We start from the raw sequence: 13,898 nt of genomic DNA, 5'->3' as shown, positions 1-13,898 counted from the left end.
GTACTCACGTCTATACAACTAAAAAAATACTGTATTTGAAGGAGATAAATTATCATGGAAAAAATCTTTAAAGTAACTAGCGACTCAGGAATTCATGCTCGTCCAGCAACTCTACTTGTAAACACTGCAAGCAAATTTGGTTCTGACATCAACTTAGAGTATAACGGAAAAAACGTTAACTTAAAATCAATCATGGGTGTTATGTCTTTAGGAATTCAACAAGGCGCGGAAATTAAGGTCACTGCAAATGGTGATGATGCAGCTCAAGCACTAGCAGCTATCGAAGAAACTATGAAAAACGAAGGATTAGGAGAATAATGACTCTTAACATTCAAGGGATCGCTGCATCAAGTGGGATTGCTATTGCAAAGGCTTTCAGACTTGAGAATCCTGAATTTAACATTGAAAAGAAATCAATTACAGACGAAGCTGCTGAAATTGCACGCTTAGACGCTGCGCTTGAGAAAGCAAAATCTGAACTAGAAGCTATTAAGGACCATGCTTTTGCTGAGCTAGGTGCTGATAAAGCTGCTATCTTTGAAGCACATTTATTAGTATTAAATGATCCAGAATTAGTGAATCCAGTAAAAGATAAAGTAAATGGCGAAAAAGTAAATGCTGAATTTGCAATGGATGAAGTTGCATCAATGTTTATTTCTATGTTTGAAAACATGGATAACGAATACATGAAAGAACGTGCTGCGGATATTCGCGACGTAACAAAACGTGTTCTTGCACATTTACTAGGAATTAACTTCTCAAACCCTGGTACAATTTCTGAAGAAGTAATCATCATTGCTGAAGATTTAACACCATCTGATACAGCTCAGTTAAACCGTAAGTATGCAAAAGGTTTCACAACTGATATCGGTGGACGTACATCTCACTCTGCAATTATGGCTCGTTCTATGGAAATTCCAGCTGTTGTTGGTACGAAAGTTGTTATGGAGAAAATCCAAAACGGCGATATCGTAATCATTGACGGTTTAGATGGAGAAGTAATTGTAAACCCATCTGAAGAAACTCTTCGTTCTTTTGAAGAAAAGAAAGCGAAATTTGAAGAGCAAAAAGTTGTATGGGCAAAATTAAAAGACCAAGCAACTGTAACAAGTGATGGACATCACGTTGAGCTTGTTGCTAATATCGGAACACCAAATGATGTACAAGGTATTATCGATAATGGCGGAGAAGGCGTTGGTTTATACCGTACAGAATTCTTATACATGGGCCGTGACAATCTTCCAACAGAAGAAGAGCAGTTCGAAGCGTATAAAGCAGTTCTTGAAGGTGTAAAAGAAGATCAACCAGTCGTTGTTCGTACACTTGACATCGGTGGAGATAAAGAACTTCCATACTTACATTTACCAAAAGAAATGAACCCATTCTTAGGATACCGTGCAATTCGCTTATGTCTTGATGAGCAAGATGTGTTCCGTACACAACTTCGTGCATTACTTCGTGCTAGCGTATACGGTAACTTGAAAATTATGTTCCCAATGATTGCAACTCTTGATGAGTTCCGTCAAGCGAAAGCAATCTTATTAGAAGAGAAAGCAAAACTTGTAGAAGCGGGTACAACTGTTTCTGATTCTATTGAAGTTGGTATGATGGTTGAAATTCCAGCTTCAGCAGTATTAGCTGATCAGTTCGCAAAAGAAGTTGATTTCTTCTCTATTGGAACAAATGACTTAATCCAATACACAATGGCTGCAGACCGTATGAACGAACAAGTAGCTTACTTATACCAACCATATAACCCATCTATTTTACGTCTTGTAAAAATGGTTATCGATGCTGCTCATAAAGAGGGCAAATGGGCTGGTATGTGTGGTGAGATGGCGGGAGATTCACTTGCTATCCCATTATTATTAGGATTAGGCTTAGATGAGTTCAGTATGAGTGCAACATCTATCCTTCCTGCAAGAACACAACTAAGCAAGTTGTCAAAAGCAGAAATGGAAACATTAGCAGAAAAAGCATTAACAATGTCAACTGCTGAAGAAGTTGTTGAATTAGTTAAAAGCATATAATAGTAAAAAAACCTGAGTCGATTTGAAATCGGTCTCAGGTTTTTTCTATGAGAAAAGTAAATCTTGTTTTCTTACTATAGAGGATAAGGAACAGAATTAGATAGCGATTGCAACGATATCAGTTGGGCATACACGTAAAATACCAGTAAAAGTATTACGATTTTGATTGTTCTTATCGTCTTTATTGTTATTGTTATCTTTGTCGTTATTATTACGAGCTAAAGCAGAGAAAAGAGCAACGCCGTTAGCGAAACCTTCAAAAATTACATTGTTGAATGTTCCGTTACCTCTAATGCTTAAAAGAGAAAGCTCTGTTCCAACTGAAATGCTAGCAAGTACGTTACATACAGCTGTTTGTTGTGGTTTTACCTCTTTCTCTTTCTCGCGATGATCGCGATGGTCGCGATGGTCACACTCTCTTTCACGATGATGACAGTCTCTAAAGTTATCACAGCATCCAAATGATCCAAACATAATCCTCATCACCCCCTTCACACTTATAATCTATGTAAGTTCGGTAGTTAGTGACTGGACAGATAATGGAAATTTTTCTAGGGGATTTTCTCATTTTAAATGACTAGATGGGTATTTAGTATGGAATGATGTTTAAAATAGGGGAAATGTCACAAAAAAATGTAAAGACCACCGAAATGAATGAATTAGGTAGCCTTTACACTTTTTTACTTTTATATAAAACGATGATATATACAGGAAGAGCTAAGAGTAGTGGTGCAATGGATCGTGCAGTATGTTTTTCTGCTTCTAATTGTAACGCTTCTTCTTTAGGGAATTGTAACACTGATATGTTTGCAGCATCGCCAATAAAATATAGCAGTAGTACAGTTACTATGTAACTCAAAAGTGCGATAAAGCTTCCGTATGAACTCAATGAAAATCCCTCTCTTGTTATCTATTTGTTATCATTGTATCACAATTGTAACAAAAATACACGGTTATATTTCAATGCTTTAACAAATTTCGACACAAAACGCCATATTTGTTTATGGTGATAGCGTAAAAATTACAATTTCTCTATGTATAGATGTCGAATAATACATTGTAATATTACGGATGTGTGACAGAATATAAAAAAGCGAAGGTAATGAAATTACCTTCGCTTTTATTATTTCGCCCATTCACTTACTTGTTCTACGCTCATGCGTGGTGCAGGGTGACCTTTTAAAGTTGATTCACCAATTGTAATAAGCATAATTGGTACGTAACGAGATGAAACATTGAATTCTTCCATTAATGCCTGTGGATTGAAGCCACCAATAGCGCAAGTATCCCAGCCAGTTGCTTTAGCAGCAAGCATAAGTTGCATTGCTGCTAAAGCAGCATTTGAAAAGGCAGCATCTCGTGGGTATTGCTCACGAGTATATGCAGATTCAATATTTTTAGCTAAGCGCTCTTTTGCGTCTGCTTTCATAAATCCTTGTTCTACAATTGGACCGTAAACAGGTTCAACATTTTTATATGCCTCTAAATCACCTAAAATAGCGACTACGGCAGAAGCATCAAGAATTTGTTGTTGGTTATAAGCAATTGGGTGTAATCGTTTTTGTACATCTTCGCCTTGGAAAACAAGGAATTTCCAGTGTTGCAAGTTCCAAGCAGAAGGTGCTTGCGCAGCTGCTTTTAAAATTTCATGTAACTCTGTAGATGAAATTTCTTTTTCAGGGTTGAATGCACGTGTAGATGTGCGTTCATATAAAACGTTAAAAAAGTCGTTGTTTGTCATTATATATCCTCCAAATTACATATCAACTTAATATAAAATAAATGTAATATACTCTACTTACATTTTGTAAGTTATTGAATTTAAGAATATAATACCTTTATTTTAATTGTCAAGTTTTAAATAGTAAGGCAGGGCATTCATACAAACGATACAATTCATATAATCATAAACTAAAAAAGGAATTTCCAGAGCAGATAAGCGAAGATAACATTCTCAATTAGCTTGTTAATATGAGTTCCTCACAATTCTTTATAAAATGATTGTGAGGAATTCAGTAAAACAAGATATATGAAGTGAGTGAAGACTAGTGATGAACATACTACATTTTTTATTAGAGAATACTGTTTTCCAAAATGTATTACAAGATCTTCAGTTGAATGTCCTTTATATAGAAGATGGATGTACACATCAACAAACGATAGAAAACGTCCATCCAAAATGTATGTTTATAGCAAATAGTTTTGAAGAAGGAGAAATATTGTTTCATAGAACTAGACCACATATTGTAATTATGTATGTAACAGATTTTGCTCAAATAAAATATATAAAGAATATATATAATTCACAGAGCACATTCATTATCATTTGGGATCAACAGATAGACAATCAGTTTGCAGATTTACTACTGTTAGGAATACGTAATATTGTTATAGCACCAGTAACCCCACAAGTAGTACTAGAGGAAGTGAATAAGAGTTTATATCAACTTTCTTTAGTGCGGCAAGTAGGTTTACAACAAGAATTGCTTCAAACGATGTTTGATTTTCAAAATGATTTATTATTTATAGTAGAAGATGATGAGATTGTTGATTGTAATACGAATTTTTTACAATTCTTCGGACATGATAATTTATTTACGTATCGTGAACAACATTTAGTGTTTGCAGAACATCTTATTAGAGAGAACGGATATTATTCGACGACTCACGATATAACATGGCTGGATGATACTTTATCAAATGGAAGAAGAATTAAAATGTACAATTATGAAGGAGAAGCATTTACTTTTCTATTACGTGCGACACCATTACCAGAAGACTTATCTCGATTTATAGTAAAATGCACAGAGATTACAGAATTAGATGAAATCTATCAAGAGCAAGAAAGATTGGCTATGATAGATTCATTGACAGAAATATATAATCGCTTGAAATTCCAACAAATATTGGAGACAGAGTGGGAGAATGTATTACGTAATGATGAAAAAGTTGCACTTATTTTGTTTGATATAGATAATTTCAAATCAGTAAATGACACATATGGTCATGATTTTGGCGATTTAGCATTAGTACAACTTGCAGATCTTATGAAATCTAAAGTTGAAGATCAACATGTATTTGCAAGATGGGGAGGAGAGGAATTTATAATATTAGTGACAAATACGGTAGAAAAAGAAGCGTTTCAAGTTGCGGAATCATTGCGATTTTTCATTGAAACAAAGCATTTCTCTGGAATTTCGAAATTAACAGCGAGTTTTGGAGTTGCGTTATATGAGCAAGGGATTACAAGAGAAGAGTTAATGCAAAGAGCGGATATTGCGTTATATGAAGCGAAAAAAAATGGGAAAAATCAAGTATGTATATATAGAAAAGAAAAAATGTGATTTTTCGCAACAAATTGTTGCGATTTTTTTTTATTACTTGATAATAGAATATGGGGGACCATTTTAACCGAGAAGCTCCCACTTTAAGTAAGCTCGCAAGAGAGACTAAGTGGTGGGTAGTTCACATGAAGTAATTACGGAGGAACAATATGATAAAAAAAATAATGGTTATGGCTTCACTGTCTGCTGTAGTTTGCGGCGGAGTATACTATTTTCTCTATAGTCCCGATCCAAAGGAACAAGCAGTATTAACAACAAAGGTAACTCCCGCTATTGAGTCAGAGGTACAGGATAATATAGAAGAAGTACAAAAAATTGATTATGCTAGTATATCTCAAAAGTTAGATCAGTATTTAGTAGGAAAGCAATTTAATGGGACAGTTTTGGTGACAGATAAAGAGCATGTTATATTGAATAAAGGATATGGATATGCTGATGTTCAAAATAAAATAGAAAATACGCCTCAAACAAAATATCGTATCGGTTCTATTACGAAAACAGTTGTTGCTACATCCATTCTACAGTTACAAGAACAAGGGAAGTTAAATATCCAAGATAATGTAAATAAATACATTCCTTCATTTCCAGCAGATAAACACATCACGTTATATCACTTATTAACGCATACATCTGGTTTACCGGAAAATGGGAAAGGGAAGGTTAATGTAGCTTCACGTATAAATTTAGTAACTTGGATTGGAAGTCAAAAATTAGAGTTTCCACCAGGAACAGGTTGGAAGTATACGGATTATAATTATATGGTGCTCGCTTATATTATAGAAAATATAACGAAAAAGCCTTTAGGAGACTATGTAAAAGAAAATATATTTACAAAGGCCGAGATGCATGAATCAGGTATGGGAAATATGGTGCCTGGAGATAAAAACTTCACGAAGGGGTATGTGAAGAAAGATCAAGAGCTTGTACTAGCACAAAAATTAGGGATGGACTGGCTATATGGATCGGGTGAGATGTATACGACAGTAGGGGATATGAAAAAATTAGATGAAGCGATTATAAATGGAAAGCTTCTTTCTGAACAAAGTATACAAGCGATGTTTACACCTTCCCAAGAAAGAAAATATGCATTTAGCTTTTACATATATCCAGATTATTTCCATAACCATGGTGTACTATCTGGTTGGAACACTTTCAATAATTTTAATAAAGAAAAAGGAACTTTTGTTATTTTATTTTCAAATGTGAAAAATAGTATGGATGATGATTTTAATAAAGAGTTCCGAAAGATGGTAAATGATTTATTAGAACAAAGGGGATGAGAAGATGGAAAATAAAAATTTATCAATAGGTTTCATTGGTATTGGTGTAATGGGAAAAAGTATGGTCAACCATTTAATGCAAAGTGGTTATAAAGTATATGTATATAATAGAACGAAGGAAAAAGCGGATTCTTTAGTGCAAGAGGGTGCGACTTGGTGTGATACACCGAAAGCGTTAGTAAAGCAAGTTGATGTTGTTATGACGATGGTTGGTTATCCTCATGATGTAGAAGAAGTGTACTTTGGGATTGATGGAATTTTAGAACATGCAAATGAAGGTACGATAGCAATTGACTTTACAACATCTACACCAACATTGGCAAAACGTATTAATGAAGTTGCGAAAAGCAAGAATATATATACATTAGATGCACCAGTATCTGGCGGGGACATTGGGGCTAAAGAAGCAAGACTAGCAATTATGGTCGGTGGAGAGAACAGAATATATGATATTTGCTTACCTCTATTTGAAAAACTAGGAACAAATATTCAGTTGCAAGGCCCTGCTGGGAGTGGACAACATACAAAAATGTGCAATCAAATAGCAATTGCTTCTAACATGATAGGAGTATGTGAAGCGGTAGCATATGCGAAAAAGGCTGGACTTAATGCAGATAAAGTATTAGAGAGTATTTCGACAGGAGCAGCAGGTAGCTGGTCATTAAGTAATTTAGCTCCTCGAATGTTAAAAGGAGATTTTGAACCTGGCTTTTATGTAAAGCATTTTATGAAAGATATGAAGATTGCTTTAGATGAAGCTGAAAAATTACAATTACCAGTACCGGGTTTAACCCTAGCGAAGGAATTGTATGAAGAGCTAATCGCAGATGGAAAAGAGAATAGCGGAACACAAGTATTATACAAAAAGTATATAAGGGGGTAAATGGAATGGATCTCCAAAAGTTTGACGAGATGATTGATGCTGTGCAGCGAGCAACTTGTGTACAGATTAATGATAAGCAAAAAGAAGCTTTTAAACAAAAATACGATTTTGGACCAGATTTTGAATATGGAAGAGATGAGAAAGGACATTATGTTATCCGAAGCTCGAAAAAGATGTTAGAGGAAATGGAGTTTTATTTGGCATTGAAATATGATCGGGATGGAATTGTCCTTTATATGCATGCTGAGATTGAAGGGACATGTCATGTATCCGTTAGCTACAGTGAAGATGCACTTCATTTGCAAGAATTGTTTCAATTTCTAGAAGAAAATAAATAAAAAGTCCTCATTTGAGGACTTTTTATTTATTTAGGCAGGCATAATATTTAAGTTGGATAATTTATCCTGCTATTTGTGTGCAGTAAAACGCCCACTGATTAAAGTTTCACTTTATAGGCTGGAAGCGCGGCGGCATCGTTCAATTGGGAATGGAATAACTTGGGCGATGTGATTAGGGCCGAGCTGTTTTGCGCGAGCATGGCGTAGTATATAAAATGCGCACAGAATAGAAACAGGAATAGCACCATATAAACCAAAAAATAAAGCGCTTACACATGATGCAGCAAAACCTAAAACACCAACTTCTAATTCTTCCATAATAGCTCCTAAAATGACAGGAATAGCTCCGCATGTAACTCCTAGTATAAGTGCGATAAGTAAACTCATGATTATCCCCCTCTGTTTGCAATATTCTTTTCCTTCTTATTAGTTGTAGTATATCATACATAAAACGGAATTTTCAGAAAAGATTCAAAAAAAGTTCAATAAATGTTCAAAAAATATTCCGGAATGTACTTGATAAAGTGGAATTGTGATTCGAGATATTTGATTTGAACAAACGAAAGGGACAAATCATTTTAGTAAATAAAAAATCAGGCTTACTTCAATGTTATGAAATAAGCCTGTTCCATAGGAGGATGTATATATGTAGAGTGAATAAAAGGTTGGAAAAGGGGTTCCAAGTTCTTTTATTCAACTAGCTACCTTAATAAATTGGAACCCAACCTTCTGTTGTAACAAAAATACGAATAGCTACAACTTGGCGATCATCTTGTAAGGTGAAATAGTGTCTTGCATTTTCAGGCACAGATATAAGATCACCAGGCTCGAGTTCAACGTCAAAGAATCGACCATCTTTTCCTTCAATAGCGAAGATGCCATGACCACTGACAATAAAGCGAACTTCATCGTCAGTATGATGGTGTTCTTTTTGAAAATTAATTAATAACTCGTCAAGGTTAGGTGTGCTATTTGAAAGTGAAATCACATCATATGCTTTATAACCTCTGCGCTCTGAAACATCAGCAATTTCTTTTGAAAACAACGTTAATATTTCAGCTTTGTTTTCATCTGTTAAGGAGTAATTTTCTTTTAAATGAGTAGGAAGTTTAGAAATATTCCATTTCTCATATAAAACATCTTCTCCTTGTAGAAAGTTTGATACTTCTACTTCATTTTCAATACGAGTATTTTCCTCATGAATACGAATTTGCGCCATTAGAAACGCCTCCTTGAATTGATAATAATTTTATATGAAATTGGAATAAAAACTCATAAGCTTCTAATCTTTTTTTTGCATCAAAGCTATCACGGCCCCATACGGTAATGCCATGGTTTCGAATTAATACTGCTCCTGAATCTCCTTGTATATGCTTTCGGAATTTCTCTCCAAGCGTCGGGATATGAGCATCATTTTCGATAATAGGAATGTTAATCGTTGCACCTTCTTCCCAAATATCAAGAGCTTTAATAATCTCTTGATTTTGAAGGGTGACTGCATCACTATACAAATTTGTGATGACATTGTTATCAGTTGTATGAACATGAAGTACGCACCCGGCGTTCGTATTGTTATAAATATGTGTATGCAATATTGTTTCTGCCGAAGGGCGTAACTCAGTTTCTAAAACGGGAATTCCTTGATGATTTACTAATAAAAAATCATCTGGAGTGGTTTTTGTTTTATCTTTGCCACTTGCTGTAATAAGAAAAGTAAGGGGATCATGACTGACTTTTATAGAAATATTTCCACTCGTTGCTGGAAACCAATTCCGAGTTGTTAATTCTTTTTTAATTTCACTTAAGTCATACCATTGACGAAAAAGTTGTTTCATAATTTCACCTCCAACAAATGTTTTAGTTCAGCTAGAACATCGTGAAATGTTTCAAACGGTGTATAAGCAATACGATTTTCTTCACACTTTGTAATAAGGAAGTCACGGGCGAATACTTTATCTGCTTGTTTTGTTGCTTGTAAATCAGTAATAGAATCTCCAATCACAATATGAAAATCATCTTTAGAGCTTAGTTTACGAATTAATGATGATTTACAGAGACCACAACTATGCTGACATTGCTCGTCACAAGGGTGCGGCCATTTCACTTCAACAAATTCTCCTGAAAAGTCAGTTGCATTACAATAAATTTGTTCTTTAGGGATTATTTCTTGTAAGAGTGGATAGACGAAGAAATCCATTCCACCTGATATAACGTAAAAGGAAATGTTATTTTCATTAATGAATTGTATGAATTCATGAAAACCTGTACGGATTTCAGCAGTTTCTTGTAAAAACTGAATAATATCATCGTGTAGATTAATAGGTATTAATCGAAATAATTGAGAAACACCTTCTTGAATAGAAAGTTCTTGCGATAAAATTTTTTGCTTTATTTCCTCTGCTTCTGGTGGTGCGAATTTTTCCATAATGGACATGATATTATCGTTATTTGTAATCGTACCATCGAAATCACAAAATACTTGAATACTCATAATTTCACCTCATGAGAAGGATTTCCCCATATTTGTAGTGCGCTATGCAAATTTATTTCATCCACTTCATGGAGTGGTTTACCTTGTAAAGTAGCTTCAATTGCAGCACGGAAAGCTTTGCCACCACCTTGAGCTCCATTTGGATGCCCATGAATCCCGCCGCCGGCATTAATAACAACATCCTTACCAAAATCTCGTAAAATAAAGGGAACGAAACCAGGATGAATTCCAGCAGATGGAACAGAAAAACTTTTCTTGAAATAGTGGTCTTCCTCAGTTAATGCTTCTGTAATGAGAAGAGCTTCCTCTTTTTCTAATGCAACGTTGCCGTATGGTGATGGGAATAAAGAGAAATCAGCACCAGCGTAACGTAGTAATTTTCCAAGTAGTAATGGAGAAGAGAAACCGTATAGTTTCGATGATGAATATGCGCCACTTACAGCAGGGTGTGCCATAATAGGAATTGGAATTTCATCGTCTTCTACAAGTGCTTGCAGTACATCTAATCCATAAGAAAATACATTAAATAAAAGAATGTCTGCTCCAGCTACCACCGCACGTTTCGCGTTTTCTTTTAAATCATAAGTTCGACCTGTTAAATTTACTGCGTATAAAGTTTTATGCCCGTAAGTTTCGTATACAGATTGTAAAACTTCTTTACCAGATTCAATTCTTTTTATAAGTGGTGTTAATGAGTTTTCGAATAAAATTTCATCATCTTTTACAATATCTACGCCTCCAATTGCCTGATCGCGTAGTTGAGTTTTTAAATATCCAATATTCCGTCCTATCATCCCTTTGAAAATACTCATTAGAAGAGGTCGATCTTGAACTTGTAAAAGGTTTCGGATGCCTTCAATTCCAAATTTTGGTCCAGGGAACTGTTTCTTTAATTCGTCTGAGAATGTTAAATCAATTAGTTTAATTTCTCCATCTAACGAAAGTTTTCCAAATGTTGTTGTCAAAATGGCTGGTAAGTCAGGGCTAAAGTTCAGCGATGGATAATGAATTTTAATGAGTCCACGTGATACTTTTTTGCCAAGGTAAGAGTTAATATGTTCTTGTTCGTCTAACGCTTCAATATGAATGACATTGCCTTTATGTTGTTTTAATTGTTCTTGTAATAAGTGTGGTAAATGAGTCCATGAACCAATTGTTAAACCGATTACAATTTGTTCTGCTTTCTTTTCTAAGTTGTGAGAATCATCGTGGATTAAATATGTCGCTATAATTCCGCTCATTGTTATACCCTCCTAGTTAAATAAAAAAACCTCTCAGCTAAGGAGAGGTTTTTTTACAACCAGCTCCTTATCTGTCAGCATAATGCTGCGAGAATTAGCACCGTGTCTACAATTGTAGATCGGTTGCCGGGTTTCGTCGGGCTCGTCCCTCCACCTGCTCTTGATAAGAAGTATTTAGAAATGTTTAAATTTTTAAGATAACTGAATTTTGTCAGATATTTTTTATGTTGTCAATGACTTTTTGAAAAAATTTAATTTATCAATTCGATTAATTGCTTCTCGTAATCTATCTTCCGTATGCAAGAGACCAACACGGACATACCCTTCGCCATGCTCACCAAATCCAACACCAGGAGCAACTGCAACGTGTGCTTTTTCTAGTAAAATGTCAGAAAATTGCTCAGATGTATATCCTTTTGGAACAGGAAGCCATGCAAAGAATGATCCTGTTGGAATGTTTACTTTCCAACCAATTGAGTGACAAGCTGAAATAAGAGCATTTCTCCGAGATTCATAACTATTAACAAGATCTACCACACAAGACTGCGAGCCTAATAGTGCTTCGCGGGCAGCATCTTGAACTGCACCAAAAATACTAACATACATATGATCTTGCAATAGGTTAATAGTTTCGATGACACTTTCATTTCCTACTGCAAAAGCAATACGCCATCCAGCCATATTGAAAGTTTTCGATAAAGTGTAAATCTCAATACCTGTATCTTTAGCGCCGTCTGCTTGCAAGAAACTAACAGGCTTTTGACCATCGAATCCGATAGCACCGTAAGCAAAATCGTGAACAACTAATATATTATGTTTATTAGCAAAATGAATGGTTGCATCAAAAAAATCTTTTGATGCAGTAGCACCGGTAGGGTTATTTGGATAGTTTAAAAACATTAACTTTGCTCGCTCCGCAACAGAGTCATCAATTTTTGTATAATCCGGTAAAAAATTATTTTCTGCAATAAGCGGCATTGTTTCAAATTGTGCTTTTGCTAAAGCAACTCCTGATAAATAATCTGGATAGCCTGGATCTGGAACGAGAATAGTATCACCAGGGTTTGTAAAACAAACTGGTAATTCTACTAATCCAGCCTTTCCGCCAAACAAAATAGCAACTTCAGTTTTTGGATTTACTACTACATCATATTCACGTTGATAGAATGTTGCCACGGCTTCTTTTAAGCTTTCGTGTCCGCGAAATGGCGGATATTTATGATGAATGGTCTTTTCAGCAGCATCTTGTAAAGCTTTAACGATATGCTGCGGTGTTGGTTGATCTGGATTACCTTGACCTAGATTAATAACATCGTGACCAGCTGCAACGACTTTGTTAACTTTTGCAACAAGTGAAGCGAAAAATTGTGTTGGCAATGATGTTACTATCTCAGAAGGTTGAAATAATTTCATACTTTCCACCTCTTTTGAAAGTTGTTACAATTCTAGTGACAAATGATATAATCTTTCCAGTATTTTGTAAAGAAAAAAATGAGAATGGGGCTGAAAAAATGAAAGTCGCATGTATTCAAATGGATATTGTCTTTGGAGATGTAGAAAAAAATATTGAGAACGCTAAAAAAAAAATAAGTGAAGCGATGAAAGAAAGACCAGATGTTATCGTCTTACCAGAACTATGGACAACAGGATATGATTTAACGAGACTTTCTGAAATTGCAGATACGGATGGATTAGAAACGAAAGAAAAGTTGAAAGAATGGTCGAAGCAATATGGTGTACATATTGTTGGTGGTTCCATAGCAAAGCAAACAGAGCAAGGGGTTACAAATACAATGTATGTTGTAAACAATGAAGGGAATCTAGTCAATGAATATAGTAAAGTACATTTATTTCAGCTGATGGATGAACATAAATATTTAGTTGCTGGTAATGAAACAGGTGAATTTAAGTTAGATGATGTAGAGTGTGCTGGTACAATTTGTTATGATATTCGTTTTCCAGAGTGGATGCGCGTTCATACTGCTAAAGGTGCAAAAGTTTTATTTGTTGTAGCAGAATGGCCATTAGTACGTTTAGCACATTGGCGTTTGCTTTTACAGGCGAGAGCAGTTGAAAATCAGTGTTATGTTGTTGCGTGCAATAGAGCAGGAAAGGATCCGAATAATGAGTTTGCAGGTCATTCTCTAATTGTGGATCCTTGGGGTGAAGTTGTGGTAGAGGCAAATGAAGAGGAATCAATTTTATTTGGAGAACTTAAATTCGAGAAAATTAAAGAGGTACGTAAAGGAATTCCGGTTTTTGCAGATCGTCGTCCAGAATTATACAAATAA

At 35.1% G+C, this 13,898-nt stretch carries 16 protein-coding genes and 1 riboswitch; of the genes, 7 read left to right on the top strand and 9 right to left on the bottom strand.

Annotation, left to right across the window (positions count from 1 at the left end; genetic code table 11):
• Positions 1-54: 54 nt before the first annotated feature.
• Both ptsH and ptsP read left to right on the top strand, forming a co-directional pair.
• Positions 55-318: a phosphocarrier protein HPr gene (gene ptsH, locus NSQ08_RS18865; RefSeq protein ID WP_002033915.1), complete on the top strand. Its 264-nt coding sequence runs from the start codon at positions 55-57 to the stop codon at positions 316-318.
• Positions 318-2,030 (top strand): phosphoenolpyruvate--protein phosphotransferase, encoded by a 1,713-nt coding sequence (gene ptsP / locus NSQ08_RS18860; RefSeq protein WP_002128938.1) that lies wholly within the window; start codon positions 318-320, stop codon positions 2,028-2,030. The genes ptsH and ptsP overlap by 1 nt, the downstream gene beginning before the upstream one ends.
• 96 nt (positions 2,031-2,126) lie before the next feature.
• Here the strand turns inward: ptsP and NSQ08_RS18855 are convergent, their stop codons facing one another.
• The 3 genes from NSQ08_RS18855 to NSQ08_RS18845 form a co-directional block, all read right to left on the bottom strand.
• The gene (locus NSQ08_RS18855) at positions 2,127-2,504 is read right to left on the bottom strand and encodes a DUF3915 domain-containing protein (RefSeq protein WP_340777917.1); all 378 of its coding nucleotides are present in this window, start codon (positions 2,502-2,504) and stop codon (positions 2,127-2,129) included.
• Between the two features lie 196 nt (positions 2,505-2,700).
• The gene (locus NSQ08_RS18850; protein ID WP_002088422.1) at positions 2,701-2,919 is read right to left on the bottom strand and encodes a hypothetical protein; all 219 of its coding nucleotides are present in this window, start codon (positions 2,917-2,919) and stop codon (positions 2,701-2,703) included.
• 234 nt (positions 2,920-3,153) lie between these two features.
• Complete coding sequence (locus NSQ08_RS18845; protein ID WP_002033918.1) at positions 3,154-3,771, bottom strand: nitroreductase family protein; 618 nt, start codon at positions 3,769-3,771, stop codon at positions 3,154-3,156.
• A gap of 310 nt (positions 3,772-4,081) precedes the next feature.
• Here NSQ08_RS18845 and NSQ08_RS18840 point away from each other — a divergent pair, with 310 nt between their 5' ends.
• From NSQ08_RS18840 to NSQ08_RS18825, 4 genes are all read left to right on the top strand, one after another.
• Complete coding sequence (locus NSQ08_RS18840) at positions 4,082-5,374, top strand: GGDEF domain-containing protein (protein ID WP_002128934.1); 1,293 nt, start codon at positions 4,082-4,084, stop codon at positions 5,372-5,374.
• 149 nt (positions 5,375-5,523) lie between these two features.
• Positions 5,524-6,654, top strand: a complete 1,131-nt coding sequence (locus NSQ08_RS18835) for a serine hydrolase domain-containing protein (RefSeq protein WP_340777911.1) — start codon at positions 5,524-5,526, stop codon at positions 6,652-6,654.
• Positions 6,655-6,658: 4 nt separating this feature from the next.
• Positions 6,659-7,537 (top strand): NAD(P)-dependent oxidoreductase, encoded by an 879-nt coding sequence (locus tag NSQ08_RS18830; protein WP_002033921.1) that lies wholly within the window; start codon positions 6,659-6,661, stop codon positions 7,535-7,537.
• 5 nt (positions 7,538-7,542) lie between these two features.
• Positions 7,543-7,875 carry a DUF3909 family protein gene (locus NSQ08_RS18825; protein WP_002014892.1) on the top strand — a complete coding sequence of 111 codons (333 nt, stop codon included), beginning with the start codon at positions 7,543-7,545 and terminating at the stop codon, positions 7,873-7,875.
• Between the two features lie 111 nt (positions 7,876-7,986).
• On the opposite strand, the gene NSQ08_RS18820 is transcribed toward NSQ08_RS18825, so the two are convergent.
• The 6 genes from NSQ08_RS18820 to NSQ08_RS18795 all read right to left on the bottom strand — a co-directional run bounded on the left by NSQ08_RS18820 (position 7,987) and on the right by NSQ08_RS18795 (position 13,020).
• Positions 7,987-8,262 carry a hypothetical protein gene (locus tag NSQ08_RS18820; RefSeq protein ID WP_002033923.1) on the bottom strand — a complete coding sequence of 92 codons (276 nt, stop codon included), beginning with the start codon at positions 8,260-8,262 and terminating at the stop codon, positions 7,987-7,989.
• A 319-nt stretch (positions 8,263-8,581) separates the two neighbouring features.
• Positions 8,582-9,094, bottom strand: coding sequence for a 1,2-dihydroxy-3-keto-5-methylthiopentene dioxygenase (locus tag NSQ08_RS18815; RefSeq protein ID WP_002111583.1), 513 nt, complete (start codon positions 9,092-9,094; stop codon positions 8,582-8,584).
• Positions 9,072-9,710 carry a methylthioribulose 1-phosphate dehydratase gene (locus NSQ08_RS18810; protein ID WP_012261637.1) on the bottom strand — a complete coding sequence of 213 codons (639 nt, stop codon included), beginning with the start codon at positions 9,708-9,710 and terminating at the stop codon, positions 9,072-9,074. The genes NSQ08_RS18815 and NSQ08_RS18810 overlap by 23 nt, the downstream gene beginning before the upstream one ends.
• Complete coding sequence (locus NSQ08_RS18805; RefSeq protein ID WP_002128925.1) at positions 9,707-10,366, bottom strand: 2-hydroxy-3-keto-5-methylthiopentenyl-1-phosphate phosphatase; 660 nt, start codon at positions 10,364-10,366, stop codon at positions 9,707-9,709. Before NSQ08_RS18805 ends, NSQ08_RS18810 begins: the two co-directional genes overlap by 4 nt.
• Positions 10,363-11,607 (bottom strand): 2,3-diketo-5-methylthiopentyl-1-phosphate enolase, encoded by a 1,245-nt coding sequence (gene mtnW, locus NSQ08_RS18800; RefSeq protein ID WP_340777898.1) that lies wholly within the window; start codon positions 11,605-11,607, stop codon positions 10,363-10,365. The genes NSQ08_RS18805 and mtnW overlap by 4 nt, the downstream gene beginning before the upstream one ends.
• 64 nt (positions 11,608-11,671) lie before the next feature.
• Positions 11,672-11,777: riboswitch (SAM riboswitch) on the bottom strand.
• A 52-nt stretch (positions 11,778-11,829) separates the two neighbouring features.
• A complete protein-coding gene (locus tag NSQ08_RS18795) occupies positions 11,830-13,020 on the bottom strand; it encodes a pyridoxal phosphate-dependent aminotransferase (protein ID WP_002128923.1) in 1,191 nt (396 codons plus the stop codon).
• 14 nt (positions 13,021-13,034) lie between these two features.
• Here NSQ08_RS18795 and NSQ08_RS18790 point away from each other — a divergent pair, with 14 nt between their 5' ends.
• Entirely contained in the window at positions 13,035-13,898 is an 864-nt protein-coding gene (locus NSQ08_RS18790) for a carbon-nitrogen family hydrolase (protein ID WP_002131202.1), read from the top strand.

Origin of the sequence: Bacillus sp. FSL E2-8887, from assembly GCF_038007205.1 — a bacterium.
In the GTDB taxonomy this organism is placed as follows: domain Bacteria; phylum Bacillota; class Bacilli; order Bacillales; family Bacillaceae_G; genus Bacillus_A; species Bacillus_A mycoides.
This window is presented reverse-complemented; position numbering and strand designations above follow the sequence as displayed.